20 protein-coding genes and 1 riboswitch are annotated in these 22,302 nt (G+C 34.6%); of the genes, 13 read left to right on the top strand and 7 right to left on the bottom strand.

Annotation, left to right across the window (positions count from 1 at the left end; genetic code table 11):
- Positions 1 to 101: 101 nt before the first annotated feature.
- The 6 genes from CRO45_RS10510 (at position 102) to CRO45_RS10535 (ending at position 4,784) form a co-directional block, all read left to right on the top strand.
- Positions 102 to 1,322: a dicarboxylate/amino acid:cation symporter gene (locus tag CRO45_RS10510; protein WP_097149603.1), complete on the top strand. Its 1,221-nt coding sequence runs from the start codon at positions 102 to 104 to the stop codon at positions 1,320 to 1,322.
- A 282-nt stretch (positions 1,323 to 1,604) separates the two neighbouring features.
- The gene (locus CRO45_RS10515) at positions 1,605 to 1,826 is read left to right on the top strand and encodes a hypothetical protein (RefSeq protein ID WP_097149604.1); all 222 of its coding nucleotides are present in this window, start codon (positions 1,605 to 1,607) and stop codon (positions 1,824 to 1,826) included.
- A 225-nt stretch (positions 1,827 to 2,051) separates the two neighbouring features.
- Positions 2,052 to 2,366: a GRAM domain-containing protein gene (locus CRO45_RS10520; RefSeq protein ID WP_097149605.1), complete on the top strand. Its 315-nt coding sequence runs from the start codon at positions 2,052 to 2,054 to the stop codon at positions 2,364 to 2,366.
- Between the two features lie 145 nt (positions 2,367 to 2,511).
- A complete protein-coding gene (gene uvsE, locus CRO45_RS10525; RefSeq protein WP_097149606.1) occupies positions 2,512 to 3,465 on the top strand; it encodes a UV DNA damage repair endonuclease UvsE in 954 nt (317 codons plus the stop codon).
- Positions 3,466 to 3,545: 80 nt separating this feature from the next.
- Positions 3,546 to 3,911, top strand: a complete 366-nt coding sequence (locus CRO45_RS10530) for a VOC family protein (RefSeq protein WP_097149607.1) — start codon at positions 3,546 to 3,548, stop codon at positions 3,909 to 3,911.
- A gap of 120 nt (positions 3,912 to 4,031) precedes the next feature.
- Complete coding sequence (locus CRO45_RS10535) at positions 4,032 to 4,784, top strand: NADPH-dependent oxidoreductase (RefSeq protein ID WP_097149608.1); 753 nt, start codon at positions 4,032 to 4,034, stop codon at positions 4,782 to 4,784.
- 212 nt (positions 4,785 to 4,996) lie between these two features.
- On the opposite strand, the gene CRO45_RS10540 is transcribed toward CRO45_RS10535, so the two are convergent.
- Together CRO45_RS10540 and recQ are read right to left on the bottom strand one after the other, a co-directional pair.
- The gene (locus CRO45_RS10540) at positions 4,997 to 5,749 is read right to left on the bottom strand and encodes a TerC family protein (RefSeq protein ID WP_097149609.1); all 753 of its coding nucleotides are present in this window, start codon (positions 5,747 to 5,749) and stop codon (positions 4,997 to 4,999) included.
- Positions 5,750 to 6,101: 352 nt separating this feature from the next.
- On the bottom strand, positions 6,102 to 8,267 hold the full coding sequence (gene recQ / locus CRO45_RS10545; RefSeq protein WP_097149610.1) for a DNA helicase RecQ: 2,166 nt from the start codon (positions 8,265 to 8,267) through the stop codon (positions 6,102 to 6,104).
- Positions 8,268 to 8,438: 171 nt separating this feature from the next.
- Here recQ and CRO45_RS10550 point away from each other — a divergent pair, with 171 nt between their 5' ends.
- Entirely contained in the window at positions 8,439 to 9,176 is a 738-nt protein-coding gene (locus tag CRO45_RS10550; protein WP_212613425.1) for a pirin family protein, read from the top strand.
- Positions 9,177 to 9,495: 319 nt separating this feature from the next.
- Here the strand turns inward: CRO45_RS10550 and CRO45_RS10555 are convergent, their stop codons facing one another.
- Together CRO45_RS10555 and CRO45_RS10560 are read right to left on the bottom strand one after the other, a co-directional pair.
- The gene (locus CRO45_RS10555) at positions 9,496 to 10,098 is read right to left on the bottom strand and encodes a histidine phosphatase family protein (RefSeq protein ID WP_170949470.1); all 603 of its coding nucleotides are present in this window, start codon (positions 10,096 to 10,098) and stop codon (positions 9,496 to 9,498) included.
- A gap of 38 nt (positions 10,099 to 10,136) precedes the next feature.
- Positions 10,137 to 10,508 carry a VOC family protein gene (locus tag CRO45_RS10560; RefSeq protein WP_097149612.1) on the bottom strand — a complete coding sequence of 124 codons (372 nt, stop codon included), beginning with the start codon at positions 10,506 to 10,508 and terminating at the stop codon, positions 10,137 to 10,139.
- A gap of 295 nt (positions 10,509 to 10,803) precedes the next feature.
- On the opposite strand from CRO45_RS10560, the gene CRO45_RS10565 reads away from it, so the two are divergent.
- The 6 genes from CRO45_RS10565 (at position 10,804) to CRO45_RS10595 (ending at position 19,801) form a co-directional block, all read left to right on the top strand.
- Positions 10,804 to 11,778, top strand: a complete 975-nt coding sequence (locus CRO45_RS10565; RefSeq protein ID WP_097149613.1) for an alpha/beta hydrolase — start codon at positions 10,804 to 10,806, stop codon at positions 11,776 to 11,778.
- 734 nt (positions 11,779 to 12,512) lie between these two features.
- Positions 12,513 to 13,424, top strand: a complete 912-nt coding sequence (locus CRO45_RS10575; RefSeq protein ID WP_097149615.1) for an ABC transporter ATP-binding protein — start codon at positions 12,513 to 12,515, stop codon at positions 13,422 to 13,424.
- On the top strand, positions 13,414 to 14,229 hold the full coding sequence (locus tag CRO45_RS10580; protein WP_097149616.1) for an ABC transporter permease subunit: 816 nt from the start codon (positions 13,414 to 13,416) through the stop codon (positions 14,227 to 14,229). Before CRO45_RS10575 ends, CRO45_RS10580 begins: the two co-directional genes overlap by 11 nt.
- Positions 14,230 to 14,377: 148 nt before the next feature.
- A complete protein-coding gene (locus tag CRO45_RS10585; RefSeq protein WP_097149617.1) occupies positions 14,378 to 15,913 on the top strand; it encodes an LTA synthase family protein in 1,536 nt (511 codons plus the stop codon).
- A gap of 207 nt (positions 15,914 to 16,120) precedes the next feature.
- A riboswitch (cyclic di-GMP riboswitch) is annotated at positions 16,121 to 16,201 on the top strand.
- Positions 16,202 to 16,277: 76 nt separating this feature from the next.
- On the top strand, positions 16,278 to 17,720 hold the full coding sequence (locus CRO45_RS19845; RefSeq protein ID WP_101956405.1) for a hypothetical protein: 1,443 nt from the start codon (positions 16,278 to 16,280) through the stop codon (positions 17,718 to 17,720).
- Positions 17,721 to 17,947: 227 nt separating this feature from the next.
- A complete protein-coding gene (locus CRO45_RS10595; RefSeq protein ID WP_097149618.1) occupies positions 17,948 to 19,801 on the top strand; it encodes a DL-endopeptidase inhibitor IseA family protein in 1,854 nt (617 codons plus the stop codon).
- 67 nt (positions 19,802 to 19,868) lie between these two features.
- On the opposite strand, the gene CRO45_RS10600 is transcribed toward CRO45_RS10595, so the two are convergent.
- The 3 genes from CRO45_RS10600 to CRO45_RS10610 form a co-directional block, all read right to left on the bottom strand.
- Positions 19,869 to 20,747, bottom strand: a complete 879-nt coding sequence (locus CRO45_RS10600; protein ID WP_097149619.1) for a DMT family transporter — start codon at positions 20,745 to 20,747, stop codon at positions 19,869 to 19,871.
- Between the two features lie 335 nt (positions 20,748 to 21,082).
- Entirely contained in the window at positions 21,083 to 21,598 is a 516-nt protein-coding gene (locus CRO45_RS10605; RefSeq protein WP_097149620.1) for a DIP1984 family protein, read from the bottom strand.
- Between the two features lie 13 nt (positions 21,599 to 21,611).
- Positions 21,612 to 22,301: a B3/B4 domain-containing protein gene (locus tag CRO45_RS10610; protein ID WP_170949471.1), complete on the bottom strand. Its 690-nt coding sequence runs from the start codon at positions 22,299 to 22,301 to the stop codon at positions 21,612 to 21,614.
- Position 22,302 lies beyond the last annotated feature (1 nt).

A 22,302-nucleotide genomic window follows, 5' to 3' on the forward strand; every position in this document is an offset into this window, starting at 1 on the left:
ACCACATCCTATAGGAAATCCAATAGATCCTCCAGTTGTCCGGATCAACTGGAAATTCTATTAGAAAGAGCTCTTACTACTAATATACGAGGGGGTTAAATATGAAAAAGATTGGTTTGCTCTCTCAAATATTAATAGCGTTTGTCATTGCCATTATATTAGGTGCTATTGTTGGTCAAAGTATCGAGGTTGTTAAACCGCTTGGTGATTTATTCTTAAGACTTATTAAATTTATCATAGTTCCATTAGTACTTGCTTCACTAGTAGTCGGTGTTGCAGGTGCAGGTGATTTAAGACAAATCGGTAGAATGGGTGGTATCTCATTTGTTTATTATTTAGCTACTACCGCATTCGCTGTTTTCATTGGATTGCTGTTAGCAAACATATTTAGACCAGGTGATGGAGTTAATATGACACTTTCTGGTGAGGCAGCTGAGCCAACAGCAGCACCTAGTGTAGTTGATACGTTATTAAATATAGTTCCTACCAATCCAATTGAATCCCTTGTAACAGGGAACATGCTCCAGATCATCTTCTTTGCTCTTTTCCTAGGTCTTGCCATTTCAATGCTTGGTGACAAAGCAAAAACTGTATATAACTTCTTTGAAGGATTAGCAGAAATTATGTACAAGATTACGGGAATTGTCATGAAGTTTGCACCTATTGGGGTATTCGGATTAATTGCACCAATTGTAGGACAGTATGGAATTTCGGTACTACTTCCATTGATTAAACTTATATTAGTCGTTTATGCAGGATGTATACTTCACGCATTACTAGTCTATTCAGGTTCTGTTAAGCTCTTTGCCAACCAAAGTCCACTTAAATTTTTCAAAGGTATTGCACCTGCGAGTTTAGTAGCATTTAGTACATCAAGTAGTTCTGGGACTTTGCCAATTACAATGAAAAGTACTGAAGAAAACCTTGGTGTGTCAAAGAAGGTAAGTAGCTTTGTACTTCCTTTAGGCGCTACGATCAATATGGATGGAACTGCTTTATACCAAGGGGTTTGTGTTTTATTTGTTGCCCAATTTATGGGTATTGAACTTTCTATCATGCAACAATTGATCATCGTGTTAACAGCAACTCTTGCTTCAATTGGTACAGCGGGTGTTCCTGGTGCGGGATTAATTATGTTATCGATGGTAATAACAGCAGTAGGTCTTCCATTAGAAGCGATTGCACTAGTTGCTGGAGTGGATCGAATTTTAGATATGATACGTACATCTGTAAATGTTACTGGTGATGGGTCTGCAGCGGTTGTTGTACAGGCGCTAGAAGATAAAAAGGAATTAAAAGCCTCAAATAATGTAAGTGCTTAAGGCAGGTATTCGAATCCTGTAAAGGTTGTTGAGATTGGGATATCCAATTTCAACAGCCTTTTTTTATTTTGAGTAATTTGCTACGAGGGTAAAAATCATTATTAGATATTAGTCTAGTAATATGTCATATTCATATAGATTATTGTCTCGTAAATATAATATTGGTGAAAGAACCTAATGTAACTTTTTTTTAGATTTTTCTTAAAATTAATCTATTAGTCTAAGCGATACCTAAACAATCTCATATCTTATAGTAGTCAATTATGAGAGGGGGGATTGTTAATGAGTTACCGTAAATGTACTTGTGGTAAAAAATTCAATTGGGACGACTTTATGTCACCAAAAGAAGGGTCATGTTATGAGACTTCAATGGTTGATTTAATGGCAGAGATGGCAGCGATTATTAGGCCATGTCAAAGTTCATGTGCAAATATCTGTAATGAGCTACGAGGTGCTGCTAGAGGGGAATGTATTCGTGAATGTGTAAGCAGATGTATTAGATAATAAATTCATAAAGCGGGGTAGAACTGGTTTCTATCCTGTTTTTTTATACTTTTACTCTTTGTTAATAGTCCCATTTACACTATTAACACAACTACTTTTAAATAAAACGCCCTATACCCATAAATTAGTAGTCATGTGATAATTTATTTAACAATTTCCTCTGGGAATAATTTGTTTACATATGAATAAAGTAAATCGAGTACACATAAAAAGGAGATTTGTAGTATGGCAGTGAGTCTTCAAATAGACGAGAAGTTTTTAGTTGAAAAAACACCTGCAAATTTATATAAAGGGTTAGAAGCAGTTGGTGGACACTTAACTATTACAGATAAAAGATTGATCTTTAATGCATATAAGTTCAATATACAAGGTGGTACTACAGAAATTCTGTTGAGTGATATTGTTTCTATCGATAGAGCTAAATCTTTAAAAATTATTCCAAATAAAATGATAGTGAATACAAATGACGGTAAAAGTTTTAAATTTGTTGTTTATAAAAGGGACAAACTAATTCAATTGATTACCGATCATCTTAAGTAAATAATAAAACAAGTTCGATTTGGCTTATACCCCAAAATCGAGCTTTTTTATGTATTTTACTTCCCGTTATAATCAACTCAACGTATCAATCTACGGGAAATCACCAACACTACTAACATCAAAATTCATAGGTTGGTGTGGAATAATGATCCTCAGATTCGGATATGTCTCTACTGCACTTGCATTGTGGGAAGCTTCTCCTTCTAGAACGTTAACGTTTACGAATTGGAAGAAACAAGATGAGGCTAGTAGACGAGACAAACTCTTATTTTTAACAGAACAAAATTTGAAAAATACACTTCGAATTATCCATTACAATATAGCCCATGGAATTGATGTTTATCGCATGTCGTCTTCGCTCGTGCCGCTCGCAACACATCCAGAGGTAAAATGGGACTTTGTAACTCCCTTTGAAAGTCTCTTTAAAGAGATAGGTGCAATGATTCAAAAACACCAACTACGAGTAAGTTTCCATCCAAACCAATTCACATTGTTTACAAGTCCAAAGGAGCATATTACAACGAATGCAATTATTGATATGACTTATCATTACAAAATGCTTGAGGCAATGGGATTACAAAATGATGCAAATATGAATATTCATGTAGGTGGGACGTATGGTGATAAGGAAAAAGCGATTGAATCCTTTAACAATAATTTTGTAAAGCTTGATGAACACATACGTATGCAAACAACTCTCGAAAACGATGATAAAACATACACAGCCGAAGAAACACTTACAGTTTGTGAACAGCATAATGTTCCTTTTGTTTTCGACTATCATCACCATTGGGCGAATTCTGGAGATCTAGATTTTGAAGAATTACTACCTAGAATTTTTGCTACTTGGGAGCGTACAGGTAAAGTCCCAAAATTCCATTTATCTTCACCTAAATCAGAAAAATTAATACGTGCCCATGCAGATTATGTGGACTTAGATTTTGCCATTCCGTTTATCCAAGCGTTAAAAGATTTTGGGAAATCCGCAGATATTATGATTGAAGCAAAGTCAAAGGATCTAGCAGCATTACAATTAGTTGAAGAACTGGGGAAAATGCGCGGATTTAAACGGATAAAGGGAGCAACGATTGAGATATAAAGATTAAAACAATTACGAAGTATACTTTTATTTATTGGGTAAAATAATGTTGAGGCTTTTAATTACATGGAGGTTATAAAATGAAAAGTGTGAGCCCTTATGTATTTGTAGACAATTGTTTAGAAGTTATTGAATTTTATCGAAATATACTTGATGGAATCATTCAAAATGTTGAAAAGAGCGAGGACGGGAAATGTCTTCATGCTGAATTAGCTATAGGAGCGGATATCATTCATTTCTCAGATACTTTTGGAAAAACTCAGCAAGGAGATAATGTCCGTATTACATTAGAATTCGATAGTGATGAAGATATTCGACGAGTATATCAATCACTCATAGTGGATGGAAAAATCACATATGAACTAAATGAAACTCCATGGGGTGCATTACATGCAAATCTTGTGGATCAGTTTGGAGTCGGTTGGGTATTAAATTATCAAAAATAATATGGAAAGTTTAAATGATTCGCCCAGAGTATTGAAGCTGGGCGTTTTTTTATGTGCTGTAGTTTCCATTATTTGAACTAGATTCATACGTGTAGTAGGGTATCGTTAGGGAGTGATTTCATGAATGAAGTAATTAAACAATTGGGGAAACATAGCTCCGTACGAGAATTTGATACGAGTAAAGATGTTAGTGAAGAACAAGTGGAAACGATTATTAAATCAGCCATGGCAGCTCCGAACTGGATAAATGGACAGCAGGTAAGTGTCATTGCAGTAAGAAATCCTGATAGGAAATCATTGTTAGCTAAAGCTGCAGGAGATCAAAAATGGGTTGAGGAAGCGTCTGTTTTTCTTGTATTTTGTATGGATTTTTCTCGGGCAAAAATTGCAGCTGAAAAGAATAATAAGGAATTTCGAATTGTTGATGATGTTGAAGCAATAATTATTGGATCTACGGATGTTGGAATTGCGTTAGGTAGTGCAGTCATTGCAGCTGAGTCAATGGGGCTTGGGACAGTTCCAATTGGAGGTATCCGAAAAAATGCGGATGACGTTATAAAAATACTAGAACTTCCTGAATATGTTTACCCTATTTCAGGGTTAGCAATTGGTTATCCAGAAGTGATTCCAGGGCAAAAACCAAGACTTCCACTTCAAGCCACGTACCATAATGAACGTTATGATATGAATGAGCAGTCCGAGTTAATTAAACAATATGATGAAACAATGGCTTCATATATGTCTGAGCGAACAAATGGACAAGATACAAGTAATTGGTCAAGTAAAGTGGCAGCTTTCTATGAAACAAGATATGAACCTTATGCGAAAGTCACAAGTTCTACTTTAAGAAAACAGGGATTTCATTTTAAATAAAAAGTAGCGGCCTAACAGAGCTGAAAAAGCTATTAGGTCGCTACTTATCATTTTAATGTTTATTTTATTTTTACTGGGTTTTAATTACCGCAAGTGAATTTGTAAGATGAGTGCTTCAACAGGAAAATCAGCGAAGCTCAGAGATAATCTCTGAGCTTCGCTGATTTTGTATTAAGTAGTTCTGTTTCCTCAATTCACCCAATCAGTACTCGTTAATCTTGGTCTGTTGCAGTTTCAGGTTTTTTCTTCCCAGATGCAACCCATCCAATGATAGCGATAGATAACATGACAATCCAGAATATTGAGTTCCAAATCGGACCTTCTACGAATGAGTGTGGAATAATATTAATTGCATCATGAGCTAGTGTATGCATAAGTAATTTTACCCCAACCCAACCTACAATTAACATTGCTGCCGTTTCTAGACTTGGACGATCTGTTAATAGTTTGACGAACTGCTGTGATGCAAAACGGATAACGATTAAACCAGCAAGTGCGCCCAATACGATTAGAACAAATTGAGCAGTATCAATTCCACCAATGTGGCCGAAAGTTGTTGCTGGTAAAGCAATTACTAATGCAACAGCAGCTAAAATTGAGTCAACTGCAAAGGCGATGTCCGCTAAAGCAATTTGTGCAACAGTAGCTTTGAAACTCTTTTCTTTGACTTGCACTTCTCCATGATCTTTCTTGAGAAAATGTTTGACAGCAATAAAGATTAAGTATGCTGCTCCGATAGCTTGAACCTGCCATACATCAAATAAGAATGAAATAACAAAGATAGCACCAATACGGAAAATAAAGGCAAGTGCTAATCCGATATCCAATGCTTTTTTCTGAAGTTCCTTTGGTAAGCCTTTCGCCATAACTGCCAGTACTAAGGCATTATCGGCTGATAATAATCCTTCTAGTACGATTAAAACCAGCAATACTCCTCCATATTGTAGAAATAAAGTTAAATCCATAATAGTACCTCCAAAAGTATTTTACAATCTAAGAAAAGAGAAAGACCTTTGAATTATGAAATAAATTCATAATTCAAAGGTCTTGTTAACAACTCAAGGCTGCCAATAAAACCGATGGGGTTTACCCATGAAATGACGGCTTTATTGTTAAAACTACTCCCCTTCGATCATATACGTCTATAATTAGAATAAACAATAATAGCAAAAAATTCAATGCTATTTTAAATGTTTTTTTCATATAGATAAGACCCTATATATAGAATGTCAAATAAGCAAACATATATACTTCACATTACAAAGGCTAATTTATTTTTATCAAATGTTAAACAAAGTTATATCATTTTCGATTATATTACTGTTGCTGTACTTTTTTCGAAACTTGATTTTTACATATTACGGCTTTAATCACAAAATAGTCGAATACTCCATCTAAGGCGTCCCAGATTGGTTTAAGCTTGTCGCTCTGTAATTCTTGAATTGTATCAATAATTTTCTTTTCAGTATCGTTATCAAATATTTCATTCCAGTTTATTTCATGACCTTCCTCGGCACTACGGATGATATGATTTTGAATGGTTACTTTAGATAATTTTCTTTTCGATGAAATTTCGTCAATACTTACACCTTCATAAAACATCTCATAAGAGATGACATGACTTGGCTTTTCATCTGTTTTTTTCATTTCTTGCTCGATCGATTTTTGTGATGTAGGTACTTCTGAGACTATAATATTTTTACTTGAAACAAACTCTTTTATTTCTTCAATAAATGCTTGTCCATATTTTGCAAATTTACTTTGCCCCACACCTTTAATTTGTAGCATGGATGGTTCATCGATAGGGAAATAGCGACACATTTCCTTTAATGTTGCATCTGAGAAAATAACAAATGGCGGTACATTTTCTTCTTGAGCAAATTGTTTTCGTAAGCCTCGTAAAACTTCGAATAATTCTTCGTTTTCCTCAACCATACGAACATCTTTAACAGGTGTTTTACTCTTTTTCATCCAAACAGTAACTTCGCCTTTTAACACAGGAATACATTTTTCTGTCAATTGTACTACTGGATACTTTCCATCCGTTAACAGCAAATAATTTTCTGTTAATAAATAATTTATCGTATCTACAATTTCTTTTTCTGATTGAGAACGAAGCAATCCATAGGTTGATAACTGATCAAACCCTAGTTCTCGAATCCGTTTCTGATTTGACCCTTTTAAAACTTGTGCAATTAAAGTGACACCAAATCGTTCTCCCATTCGCTTACAACAAGAGAAGATCATTTGAGCTTCACGAGTAATTTCTACTTTCTCACGAGTATCTTTACAACTAGTGCATTTATTACATGTCATTTCTTTTTCATTTGGGTCAAAATAACGAATGATATAGGATTGAAGGCATTCTTCTGTATGACAAAACATGATCATTTGGTTTAGTTTATTATAATCCTGTTCACGAATTTCCGGTTCGAATGTAGATTGTTCGATTAAAAACTTTTGTAACTGAATGTCCTGTTGAGAAAATAGTAAAATACATTCACTTTCATCTCCGTCACGCCCTGCGCGGCCGGCTTCTTGGTAGTAGGCTTCAAGGTTCTTTGGCAAGTTGTAATGAATAACAAATCGTACGTTGGATTTATCGATCCCCATTCCAAAGGCATTAGTCGCAATCATAATTTGCTTTTCATCATAGACAAATTGATCTTGGGCTTCTTGTCTTTCAATTTCAGTTAGTCCAGCATGATATTTTGCTACGGAGAATCCTTGTAGTGACAAATAGTTGTAAAGCCCATCTGTTTCTTTTCTACTTGAAGTATAAATGATTCCCGATTCCTTTGAATGTTCTTTTAAATAGGAAAGAATATAGTCTCGCTTATTGGCACCTTTAATGACGTTGAAGCTTAAATTTTCACGAGCAAAGCCGTTTTTAAATGTATCTTGTTGACCGATATGTAATAGATTACGAATTTCATCTGCTACATTTTCAGTCGCTGTCGCCGTTAAAGCAACGACCATAGGACGCTGATTTAATTTCATTAATGATGAAACAATAGACCTGTAACTTGGTCTAAAGTCGTGTCCCCACTGGGAAATACAGTGAGCTTCATCGAATGCGATTAATGGAATTTGAATGGAATTTAGTACATCGATAAAATAATCAGAATCAAAACGTTCAGGCGCAACGTATACGAGTTTGTATGCACCATGGCGTATATCATATAAACGATCTTGAAGTTCCTTTTGAGATATTGAACTATTAATATATGTAGCTGGTATATCTGCGGCAGTAAGTGCATCCACTTGGTCTTTCATTAGAGAAATGAGTGGGGAAATGACGATTGTCGTTCCTTGGAAAAGAAGAGCAGGAATTTGAAAACAGATTGATTTTCCTCCACCGGTTGGAAGAATACCAAGCGTGTTCCGTTGATGTAATATATTTTCGACTATTTCAGCTTGCCCACTTCGAAAATCCGTGTAGCCGAAATATTGATTTAATAAGTCTCTTGCAGCGTTTATCAAAAGAAAAACCACCTCTTATTTTACTATTGGTTTATAGTTAGTATAGAAGAGATATAGTACTTTTTCAATTGTGTGTAGTTGAACTTGTGTTTGAAACATAATCACCATTTGTGCGATTTATATAATTTCCATTTGATAAATTGATTGAAATGAATATTAGGGGGCACTTTTATGATGAAAAAACTTTCTGCACATGAACATAAACAGCCTTTCAAAGGACCATTTACAATAACGCGTGTTCAACCAGGTCGTATTTTTGGGGAAGAGACTGATGATCTTGCATTTGGTCCTTTGAGTGTTATTGATCATGCAGTGATGAAAAAGGGATTAACAATTAAAATGCACGAACATGTAAATGATGAAATATTTAGCTATGTCTGGCAAGGAACGATGTATCATAGAGATTCAGCAGGTATTGAAAAGGCAGTATCTAATGGTCAATTAATGATGATGAATGCGGGTAAGAGTTTTTGGCATGAAGAAAAAGTGGGGCTAGATCAAGTAGAAATGCTTCAAATATTTGTTCGACCAAGGGAAACGAATCTCGAGCCGATGATACAGTTTCACGAAAAGACTTCCATAGCATTTGATTGGTATTTGATGGTTGGTCCCGAAAATAGTGATGCTCCACTGAAGGTTAGACAGAACGTTTTTATATTTGATGCGCATCCAAAGAAGGGAGATTCATTAGATATTCCTTTTTATGAGGGGTTGCAGCAGTATTTGTATGTGATGGATGGCGAAATAACAGTTGAAGGGTTGAAGATTGGTAAGTTTGAGGCAATTACCAATATAGGAAATCCGTTACCGACAGTTACTGCCACAGAGAATTCAACTGTATTATTATTCTTTGTAGATATGAATGCAGCCATGTCAATGGCTGGAACGATAAGTGGATTAAGGCGATAAGAGTATTTATTACTAGACAAAAATTTGCAAAAGTAGAGAAAGTTGTCAAGAAGGAGCTTGTTATCAGACAATACTTTGGAAAAATAGAGAAAGTTGTCAAGAAAGAGCCTGTTATTAGACAAAAATTTGGAAAAGTAGAGAAAGTTGTCAAGAAAGAGCACGTTATTAGACAGAAATTCGGAAAAGTAATGAAAAGTGTCTCGTAAAACCAAAATACGAGACAAAATTTCAGGAAAGTACTGAAAAGTGTCTTGTAAAACCAAAATACGAGACAGAATTTCAGAAAAACATCGAAAACTGTCTCGTAAAATTTATAAGTCTATTGAAACCGATCCACTGAATAATTTAAAAAATGTACAATCTTTTTATCGTTCTTTATTTCAATACAATGTAACCCTAAATCAGCAGTTGGGAAGATCATTCCATCCGTAATCGAATGGTTTAACAAAATGTTTAACAAATGTGAAATCGTACCCCCATGGCTGACGATTAGTATTTGCTTTGAGCCCTTATATTTCTCTAATATCTCATAAATGGCCTCTTCAACACGATGGCGAAAGGCAAGCTCCGATTCACCTTCTTCAATTGCTTCTGTAAGGGGGCGTCCATTCGGCGGCATCGGGTATCTTTTAAGTGCTTCTTCTCGTGTTAATCCTGCAAGAACACCGTTGTTCCACTCAACTAGTCTTTGATCATAAACTACCTCTGTATTTAGGGGTTTAACGATATGCTCAGTTGTTTGTTTTGTTCTTGTCATCGTACTAGAAATAACTACATCAGGATCAAACCGACTAGAAATATATTGAGCCATTCGTTCGGCTTGCTGATGGCCAGTTTCCGTCATTTGAAAATCAGCTCTACCCTCATGAACATTCAAAATGTCTGCCTCTGTTTGTCCATGTCTTAAAAGTAATAATAACAAAGGAATTCCTCCCCATTTCCCCAATTCAAATTAAACTCTTATCTATGTTGGTCGATTAATATTTGATTTCCATCTGGATCTTCAAGTGTAATATATTCAGGACCTTCAGTATCCGGATTCGCCTCTCTTGTTAACTTAATTCCTTTTTCTACTAATTGTTTTTGAATTTCGCGAACGTCAGTAAATGAATCAACGTTTTGTGCGTTTTGGTCCCACCCTGGGTTAAACGTTAAAATGTTTTTCTCAAACATCCCTTGGAAAAGCCCAATAACCGTATCTCCATTTTTTAAAATAAGCCAATTATTCGCGATGTCTCCACCAAGTGATTCAAATCCTAATTTCTCATAAAACGCTTTTGATGCATGAATATCTTTTACAGTTAAACTTACTGAAAATGCTCCTAAGTCCATAAAATAAATCCTCCTAATATGTGAAATGAATTCTTTACTAGTATCCCTAATATAAGTATAAATTAACAAATTTTGTTATACAACTTTGGATTGTTCTGAAAAAATGTTCTTCTTCCAAGAGAAGTTACTATATAAAAATAATAATGTTTCTATAGGTAGAATCTATTACAATGGTCATTGTAAAAATTGTAAATAGGATGTTAATAATTTGGTATAATCAAACATAAAAACCTAGTAATAAATTCATAGGATAATAATTTGTTAAATACATTAGGAAGGATGGAGAACTCAATAAATGAAAAAGAGAAACAAAATAATTATTACTATAGCTTCAATTTTAGTAGTACTTTTAGTGATCGTTTATTTTGCTGTAGGAAATTATTTTTACGAATATGCTCTAGATGCAAATGATGATAAGGAATTTATGGACGATAATCCACATTTAGAGGACAGTATTGCGGTTAATGCACAAGTAGCTGAAGCTGCTGAGGTAGCGGATGCTAAATTCAAAGAACAATATCCATCAGAAGCGATGAGTATTGTTTCAAACGATAAACTTCAATTAAAACTTGAAGCAGATTTATATGAAAATAATTCAGAGAGTAGTAAGTGGGCTATTGTCGTACATGGATATACAAGTAACGCAGCAAAAATGACTCGCTATGTACGTAATTTCCATGAGCAAGGCTATCATGTACTAGCTCCAGATCTTCGTGGACATGGAGATAGTGAAGGTGATTATATTGGAATGGGTTGGCATGACCGTCTTGATTTAATTCAATGGATTGATGAAGTGATCAAGAAAGATCCAAATGCTGAAATCCTGTTATTTGGAGTATCTATGGGTGGGGCTACTGTAATGATGGCTTCAGGCGAAGAGCTCCCATCGAATGTGAAGGTAATTGTCGAAGATTGCGGATACTCTTCTGTAAGTGAAGTTTTCACATACCAACTAGATGACTTGTTTGGCCTGCCTGAATTTCCAATTATCAACGCGGCTAGTACGGTAGCTAATTTCCGAGCTGGTTACGATTTATATGAAGCTTCTGCTGTTGAGCAGGTGGCGAAAAGTAAAACACCGATGCTCTTTATTCATGGCGATGCAGATACATTTGTACCATTCGAAATGTTAGATAAGGTTTATGAAGCGGCAAACGTTGAGAAGGAAAAACTTGTGATCGCTGAAGCTGGTCACGCCGATTCTGAAAAAGTGAATCCAGAACTATACTGGAGTACCGTTTGGGGATTCGTTGGGAATTATATTCAATAGTGAAGATTACGCCTATCCATTAGTGGGTAGGTGTTTTTTTCTGCAAGCATGTGTTATTTGGGAAGCAATGGGGCACAATCTAATCTGGATATTCGCCAAAATCACGAAAGTATTCGCCAGTTTGATAGACTTATTCGCCAAAATTAAGGAGTTATTAGCCAGGCAGACTTTTTGGAGCTGCTAATGGGTTGTTATTCGCCAAAATCACGAAAATATTCGCCAGTTTGATGGACTTATTCGCCAAAATTAAGGAGTTATTAGCCAGGCAGACTTTTTGGAGTTGCTAATGGGTTGATATTCGCCAAAATCACGAAAGTATTCGCCAGTTTGATAGACTTATTCGCCAAAATTAAGGAGTTATTAGCCAGGCAGACTTTTTGGAGCCGCTAATGGGTTGATATTCGCCAAAATCACGAAAGTATTCGCCAGTTTGATAGACTTATTCGCCAAAATTAAGGAGTTATTAGCCAGGCAGACTTTTTGGAGCTGCTAATGGGTTGATATTTGCCAGTTCGATAGACTTATTCGTCAAAGCCAAGCGATTCTTACCATCATAGAAATTCAAGCAAATTTTATTCAATTTACTAAATTTGTTCTATACAACATAGAACAGTTCTGTTATAATTCATGTAGAACAGAATTGTTCTAATAATCGTAGAACAGTTTGATTTTGAAAGTATCGATTCATCTCAATGAACTTTGAGTTTAATTTATAAAATATGGAGTGAAGTCGAATGGAAGCGAATTTTATTCACGTTAATAATTTATACAAATCATTTGATCAGCAGGCTGTATTACAAAATGTGAATTTCCACGTTAAAAAGGGTGAAATTATTGGATTAATCGGTCCAAATGGTGCTGGGAAAACGACATTTATTCGTATTTTAAATGGAGTCATAAAGTCGGATAAAGGCACTATTCAAATCAATGGACTTGACCCATTAAAAGATGGTGATGATATTCGCAAAATGTCTGGTATTGTGACAGAAAGTGCAGGACTTTACCATCAAATGAGTGGAGAAGAAAACTTACACTTTTTTAGTGAACTATATGGAGTGAAAAATAAAAATCGCGTCATTGAATTGTTACTGTTGTTTGACTTAATTGATCATAAAGATAAAAAGGTTGGAAAATACAGTACAGGGATGAAAAAGCGATTAGCTTTAGCAAAAGCACTACTTCATAAACCAGAAATCCTCTTCTTAGATGAACCTACAAATGGGTTAGACCCAGACGGCATTAAATTAGTTCTCTCATATTTAAAAAAATATAATGAAGAAACTGGCACAACGATGATTATTTGTTCACATGTATTACATCAATTAGAAAATGTCTGCCAATCTTTTGCATTCATCGACCATGGAACCATAGTTGAACAAGGAGCATTAGCATCTCTAGAAGAAAAGTATATTGATGTTTTAAAGGTGGAAATTGAAACTACATTGAAACCTTCAACACCTGAATATCTTGGCTACAAATACTCATCAGTAGGGAATAAATTAATCTTTGACCTTCCATCAAAACAAGTCATTTCTATACTTTTAAATGAAATACTTAAAACAAATGAAGTATTTTCTGTAACTACTCTAAATACTGATTTGGAATCGATTTACTTTAAGGTAAGGGGTGCGCATAATGGTAAGTAAAGCAATTATTCGAAAAGATATCATTGATATTACTCGTAGTAAAACTTTATTGACTACTTTAATTGTTATTCCAATCGTTTTCTCTGTCTTTTTTCCTTTATTGATTATGGGAAGTGCTCTGCTCTTTGATATTGAAAAAGTGACAGGGTCAGATTTAAATATGATGTTAGATAAGTTTGTAAGTGTAATGGATTCAAGTGTTGCTGCTTATTCAGTAGAACAACAAATTGTCTACATTTTTATAAATTATCTTCTTCCTACTTTCTTTTTACTTGTTCCTATAATTACAGCGATGACAGTTGCTGCAAACAGTTTTGTTGGGGAGAAGGAAAGAAGGACGTTAGAAAGTTTACTATTATCTCCGATTTCAATTAAAGATTTATATTTAAGTAAAATTATTGCGTCTATCATTCCACCATTATTTGTTTCTATTATTAGTTTTGTTATTAGTGGAGTAATTATTAATGCACTAGGGTATCCGATTTTTAGTACCTTAATTTTCCCGTCAACAAACTGGATTGTTTTAATTTGCTGCCTTTCTCCAATGATTATTCTGTTGGTCGTTCTAGTGAACATTTTAATTTCATCGAAAGTTAAAACTTATCAAGAAGCGCAAAATATTGCTGGAGTTGTTGTTCTCCCAATTGTTGCATTAATTATTGGTCAAATTAGTGGTCTATTTCTATTAGGTGTAGAGCTTATTTTAATTCTTTCCGGTGTATTACTCGTTATCAACTTTGTCATATTATATAGAATTTCGAAGTTCAATGATCGACCTGATTTATTTGAAAAACAAATTCATTAATACTTAAATTGCCATTTCCAATAGTTTGGATTGGCAATTTTTTTAGTTTATTTACTTTGATGAATGATTAGTATAAAAAATGAATATTATATAACTAATGCTAATTTTTGGATAAATAGTAAATTTGTGAAGTGGAGCTTTTTATATAATGAAATTTGGAAAATTAATGATGTATTTAGTAATTGTTTTTATTTTACTATTAGCATCTTTAATCTTAACTACATCTAAATATATTAACGAAAAATATGTCATTGATGAAATTCTTTATTATTTAACTAATGATTTTGGCGGCCTGTCAAAGGGCTTAATTGGTTATTGGGTAGGGGACAATATTTTTAGTTTTATTATTATATGTACCTTAGTGTTCCTACCATTCTTTTTTTCACATTATAGAAGCAAAACTTATACATTACGGTTACGAAAAAAGAAATTTAAAGTTACTTTATTTCCTCAAACAAATAAATTCCGGATCGGCTATTCAATATTTACACTAATGCTCACCTTAGTGATCAGTTTTTTCTTACTAGGGATTGATCAGTTTATTAAACGAACATATGAAAATTCTACATTTATAGAAGAACATTATGTTGATGGTCGAGAAGTTGCTATCCAATTTCCTGAAGAAAAAAGAAATTTAGTTCTTATTTATTTGGAATCAATGGAAAATGCTTTAGTAAATGAAAGAAACGGTGGGGGATGGAGCTATACAGTGATCCCCGAATTAGAAAGATTAGCAAGGGACAATATTAATTTTTCACATTCAGATCAAATTGGTGGAGCGTACCCAATTAGTAATACAGTTTGGACAATCGCTGCAATGGTTGCCACATCATCAGGCTTACCTTTAAAAATTCCTATTGAACGAAATAGTTACACGACTTCAGAAAACTTCTTAAAAGGTGCCTATACATTAGGGGATGTACTGAAAAAAGAAGGATATAACCAAAAACTTATGGTTGGTTCAGATGCTCAATTTGGTGGACGTACGAATTACTTTACGAATCACGGTGACTATGAAATTTTTGACTATAATACGGCAATAGAAGAAGGAAAGATGACTGAGGATGATAAGGTGTGGTGGGGATTTGATGACACACACTTATTCACATGGGCAAAGGACGAAATATTAGAGTTAGCAGCTGAAAGAGAGCCCTTTAACTTTACTTTACTCACAGTGAATACACATTTCCCCGATGGCTATTTGGAAGAAATAGCAGAGCAAAAATTCGGTACCCAATACGAAAATGTATATGCTCACTCATCAAAACAAGTAAATGAATTTATTCAGTGGATGAAACAACAAGAGTTTTATAGCAATACAACCGTGGTTGTCATCGGTGATCATTTAAGTATGCAAGACCCAGCATACTACGAAGGGAAATTAAATCCCAAATATCAACGAACAATTTACAACGCTTTTCTAAATACACCCGTTACACCTACGAAAACAAACTATCGATTATTTACCTCGCTAGATATGTATCCGACTATTCTTGCAAGTATTGGTGCACAGATTGAAGGAGAGCGTTTAGGGCTGGGAACGAATCTATTTTCGAATCGGCGGACACTAATAGAAGAGTATGGATTAGAATATGTAGATTTGGAACTAAGTAGAAATTCACATTTTTACAATCAAGTAATCTTAGATGGAGATTATTTTGATTTAATAAAACAAGCAAAGTGAGAAGGAGAGGCCATAAGGATATGGCTTCTTTTTTATCTTTTAATTATCGAAAATGATAAAATAATGCGAATTTTTTGGTCGAAGTGGGGAATTTCATGTTAATTTAGGTAGAAATTCATAGTTGGAAAATGAGAACTTATCAATCTAGTTTTATAGAAATTAGAGGAGTATATTAAGGATAGAATGGGAACAAGGTACAGGTTCCTCATTTGAAAAAGGCAAACCTATCGAAAGGTTGGGACGCAAAGTCACAGATCTAAGGGACACTATGATGGCTGGGCTACCAAATGGAGAATCTAAAATAACTCAAAATATAGAGTAATTTATGATTCTTCCAATTATAAAACTGGAGGGATTTTTTATTATGTCTAGCAAATTTAACAAAAATGTACGTAACGTACTAGCAACAAGTTTCTTAGTAGCAACATTCACATTCGGTACTGGACAAGCTTTTGCTAACGAGGTGCCAACAACGGAAGAAGATGTACAAGTAGTTGTAGATGAAATTGTAAATGATGTAAATACTGAAACTAATGATGTTTCGGAAACAGTAGGTACTGTGGAAGAACCAACAAATGATGAAACGGAAACAACTGAAACAGAAGATTCAACAGTTGAAGATACGGAAACAACTGAAACAGAAGGCTCAACAGTTGAAGAAACTGAAAGCCAAACTGGGGAAGAAACGACAGCACCTGAAACAGAAGAAGATAGTGTAACGCAAGAACCTATTAATATCGCAGACTTCTTTAAGAAAGTATTAAATCATATTCAAGTTGCTATTGAAAATGATGATACAATTGAAGCCATCAGTTTAGTAAAAGATGCTCAAGCTAAAATCAAAGAGGCGGAAGCTTTACTTGCAGAAGGTAATGAAGAAGAAGCGAGCAAATTATTAGAAGAAGCAATTGCACAACAAGAATTAGCGATTCAAAAGTATGAAGAAGCAACTATTGATGAAGAATCTACAGAAGAAGAAAAAGACGGGGAAACTGAGGAAGAAACTACAACTGGTGAAGATACAACTGAAGCTGGAGTAAATGAGGAAGAAAAAGTAACGGTTGAATCAGTTCGTGCAGCACTTGAAGAAAAGTTCTCTTCAAACTTAATCGCACTTCAAACAGCTCTTGATAAAGTAGAAAACCCGAAAGCAAAGGCAGCTTTAGCTAAAAATGTTGAAAAAGCGAAAGTTCGTCTTGAAAAGAAAGTAAATAAAAAATTAGCAAAACTTGAAGCAAAAGGTTTATTTAGTATAGATGAAAAAGTAGAAGTAGTTGAAGAAAAAGAAGTAAAAACTGAAGAAACAACGAAAGAGGAAACTGTTGCAGTTACAGATGAGACGAAAAAAGAAGTAGAAGTAACTACTAATGATGCAGAAAATACAGGAGTAGAAGCTACTGAAGAAAAAGTAGAAGTTACTCAAGAACATAATAAAGAAGAAGTTACAACTGAAACTAAAACGGAGCAAGCGGATCTTTCTAAACAAGCAGTAAAACAACAAGAAAAAGTTGAAAAAGAAGAAGCAAAGCAGCAAGAAAAAGCTCAAAAAGAAGCAGTAAAACAACAAGAAAAAGCGGACAGAGAAGCGGTTAAACAACAAGAGAAGGCTGAAAGAGAAGCAGTGAAACAACAGGAAAAAGCTGAAAGAGAAGCTGTAAAACAACAAGAAAAGGTTGAAAAGGTTACAGAAAAACAAAATAAACAAGCTGAAAAAGTTAAAGAACAAGGAACTACCGGGAATGGAAATGGTAATGGAAAAGGTAATGCCAATGGTAACGGCAATGGCAATGGAAAAAATAAAGAATAAAAAGCTCCATAAAAAAGTAGAGGAACTATGTCTAGCAAGAGGGCATAGTTCTTCTTTTTTAATTTTTGCATGCATATCATTACAAGGTCGTTTAGCGTTCCACTTTTAGCTTATTAGTAATTGAACTCTTGTTGAACAAAAAAATTTAAAAAACCCTGAAACTTATTTCCACTTCGGAACGACAAATGGAATGGTTTTATATTTCAACCATAATTTAGGGGGATACTATGAAGAAGTTTAGTAAAATAGTAATGTCAACTACTCTGACTGGGGCGTTGTTGTTTAGCGGTATTGGTGTTGCAGGTGCTGCTTCATTTCATGATGTGAAAGATGGTTTTTGGGCTGATGATGAAATAAATTATCTATATGAAGAAAAAATTAATTCTGGTTTTCCGAACGGAAATTTTATGGTATATCAATTTGTTACAAAATCACAAGTAGCAGGAATGTTATCGAAAGCGTTAGATTTAAAACCAAGTAAAGATTCAAAAATTGAGTTTAAAGATGTAAAGAAAAAACATGGTGCATATAACGCCATTGTTGCTGTCGTTGAAGCTGGAATTTTCCCACATGATGAAAAATTCAATCCAAACGCGCCACTTACAAAAGCTGAAGTTGCAGAGATATTTGTCAAAGCATTTAAGCTAAAAGGATCTAGTTCTGTTGAATTAAAGGACGTACCAAAAACGTCTGATTATTATGATGAAATTTCACCTTTCATTGAAAATGATCTTGCGGTAATAGGGTCGAATCAAAAATTTAATCCAAATCAAGAGGTAACGAGAGCAGAATTTGCCGTGTTTCTTGCGAGAGCTTTAAATCCAGACTTTCTACCAAATCAATATAATATTGCTCAAAATGTAAATCCTGTCATTAAATTATTCGATCTACTCTTTAAAAATCCAAAGGACATTTCAACATTATTTGCATTGAAGAATGATTACGGCTTTTCTGATGCTAGCGAACAAATTGTTAAACTTGAAGTTAGCGAGTTCAAAGAAATCGGCCGCTTAAATGGAACAACTGAATTTGTTGTACAACTAAATATAGATCTAAAGGGAGATAAAGCTGGGCTGCTAGTGGACGGAAAGAATATACTTTATTTCTTAATACAAAAAGATGACTATATGGACTTTAGTATTGTTTCTGTCGATCAAAAACCTCATTTAAAGGGTAATGATTCAATTACCTTTACAAGTGAATCTGCTATCAAACTGGTTAGCGATTCAAGAAAAGCTTATTGGTATGTAGTATCTGGTGGAGAAGGTACTGGCGAAATTAAAACATTTACAAAAGATGAATTAGAGTATCGTTACATGGCTGAATCTCTTGATACTGAAGCAAAATTGAAGGCTTATTTAGCACAAACATATACTCCTGCTCAAGTTGAAAAGATGTTTAAAGATTTAGGGTTTATTACACACGATGGTAAACTGGCTCAACCTAATGCAGATGGTGGAAGTTTATTAGACTTTGAAAAAGCGACAGCGAAACTAATTTCTAATTCAACAACTGTGAAAAAGTATGAGTTGAAGGTACCACTAGGTGAGACAAATGAAGTTCAAACGATGATCGCAGAATTACGGTTTGTTGAAGGAAAGGGTTGGCGTGTTCATAGTCTTGTGGATACTAGCCAATACGAATTGTCTAATGAGACAGCACTTGTTTTATTTGCAGAGTCCAATAAAGCCTATTGGACAGCTGTAGCTGGTGGTGAAGGTGAAGGTGAGATTCAAACATTTAACAAAGGTGGCATGGAGTATCGATACATGCTGGAATCTTTAAATACGGAAGAAAGATTAAGAACGTATTTAGGCCAATATTACACACCAGGTCAAGTCGAAAAGTTATTTAAAGACCTTGGATTCATTACACATAAAGGGAAATTAGCTCAACCGAATGCGGATGGAGGAAGTTTACTGAACTTTGCTAACGCAAAGATTGAGTTAGTTTTAGATAGTATGGACGTAAAAAAATATAAGTTAACTGTGCCATTAGGTGATACAGGATTAGTTGAAACAATGGAAGGGGAACTTCATTTTGTTGAAAATGAAGGATGGCGTGTTCATAGTTTAAAATAATCATATAATGCCCCTTGAAGAATCACTGGGTAAGTGAATCTTCTAAGGGGTTTTATTTATGCTAAGTTTATGTTCGGTTCGTCAAAATGACTCCACCAATAACAGCAAGTCCGCCGATGATTTGAGCCAAGTATAATTGTTCACCTATAAAGATCGTTGCAAAAATTGTAGCAAATACAGGAATGAGATTTAGGAAAATCCCTGCTCGATTTGCTCCTATAGAGACGACCCCTTTGTTCCAGCTTAAAAATGCAACAATAGAGGCGAAAATCCCTAAGAAGAGAATAGCACCAATGATTTTACCTGACCAAACTATAGGATTTTCTAAAGTTGCAATTTCGTATGCAGAAAAAGGTATTAACATGATCGCACCAATACCAATTGATACTAGAAATGTTGAGAAACCAGGAAGTCGATCAGAGTATTGTTTTACAAGTAGGGAATAAATACTCCAACAAAGAATAGCAACGATAACAATTAAGTCACCAATATTAAATTTAAAGTTAATGAGATTTTCAAATGAACCTTTCGTAAGGATAAATAGTACACCTGTTAGTGAAATGGCCGTACCGATTATTTGATTTCTCGTTACTTTAATTTTTAAAAATACAAAGGATAATATGTATAAAAAGATAGGTGTTAATGAGTTCATCAAAGAAGCATTGATAGAAGTTGTATAGTAAACTCCTATGTAAACTAACGTATTAAAACTTGCTACCCCTGTAAAAGCGAGCACGATGACAATTGGCCAATGTTGTTTAATTTGCAGCCAATCACGTTTAGCATGTTTAAATGCGATGGGGAAAAAGACTAGGAATGCAAGACACCATCTTAGTAAAGCTAAAGTAAATGGGGGGATTTCCCCGGTCACTGCACGCCCAATTACAAAATTTCCGCCCCAAAGAATCGTAGCAACAACTAATAATAGATGTGGAGGGAATTTCAATTTAAGGACTCCTTTTCTAGAATAATAGTTCTATTATATCTATATAGAAAATAAAAGTTCAACCTTTACTAAATTTTTAGAAAACTTAAGAAAATAAAAATAGGGAGACCCCACAAGTGGGATCTCCCTTCATAACGACTGTCAGGACAGAAAAACTATTAGAATTTTTACTTTCGCCATGGTTGGTCATTGGTCATCGGTAAAAATAGTAACAGGTTAACGGTCATCGGTTTACCAATTATAGTTGTAAAATGTAGGTATGCCGGGCGGGCATTTTGACAGTACGTTATGCCTCGGTTTGGACTCGCACCGCCCCGAGGATTTATTCTAGTAGTCTAGAAATAGTTCGAGTCATTAAATTCAATTTCAACTTGATAATTTTTTGCGTTGATGAGATTAGATAATCGATGAGCCTCTTTTTCTAGTTCATTTGCTCTTTTACGATATTCTTCAGGATCATATAAAGTAACTTGATAGAATATTACATTATCTCCTGTGCTATGATACAGTCTTTCTTTTTCAGATCTGCTCATATCTTTACATAGTGCGGCTTCCGCACGTAGTTGAGTTGCAAGTTCAATTGCCTCAACAATAGGTAATTCTTCACCTTTAAAATTAACAGTATTGTCAATGTTCGCTCGGTAAATTAGTCGATCTAACGTTCTTGAATCCTTTCTCACTTGTGCAAGCTCTGCTTCAACCTCTGAAAGTGATCGTCCAGATGGTTTTGGTGTTTGACCTTTTTCTACAATAGCTTTGCTAACGGATTGGATTTCATTTGTTAACTCTGAGATTTTTTTTGTTAAGACGCCTTTTAATTTTACCCCTTCAGCAAGTGGTATTTTTTTCATTTTCATTCGCCCCTTATAGTAAAGTATTAGGTTCATTCGATGAAAGAATGAATGGTTTGTAATTGCCGCCACTAACTTGGGTAAACATTTTACCTGCAGATTGAAGAAGTTCTTGGCATTCATTTTCAGAAAGTGTTGGTCTTAAATAGAAAATATGAAGAGCGTCTGTCGTTTCCTCTGTAACAGCCGTTCTTTTTGAATCAACAAAAGGACTTCCGAAGGCGCCGTTATCATCCACGCTACATAAAATATTCTTTAATGAATTATAGCGACCATTTAGCCCTTCATACCCTGTTTCCTCGTTGCCAACAGTAACTTGGACATCGCCCTGTATCTTTGTAAGATCGTAAATACCTATAGGAATCTCATACTGTAATGAAAAGAAGTTATTTAAATCTACAGCAAGATGGAAAGGTTCTAAATAATTTTCTTTTGCAATTCTACGCATTAAGCTTTCAGCGGAGTGTCGGTATCTATTTGGATCTGCTCCAAATGATTTCCAAACTTTTCTCCATTCTGCAATACCTGGTCGTTCAGTTACAGATGTTTCCTGTAATTCAAAATATAAGTTTTCTTGGTACAATCTCGTTCGCCCTTTAATCATTTGGGGAGATTCTGAGACAACAATTTTGGTATAATGGATAATGCCGATTTTAAAATGGCTGTTTGTTTCAAAAATTAATGGATCGATTGAAATCTTCAAA

Source organism: Ureibacillus acetophenoni (genome assembly GCF_900220965.1).
GTDB classification, from domain to species: Bacteria; Bacillota; Bacilli; order Bacillales_A; family Planococcaceae; genus Ureibacillus; species Ureibacillus acetophenoni.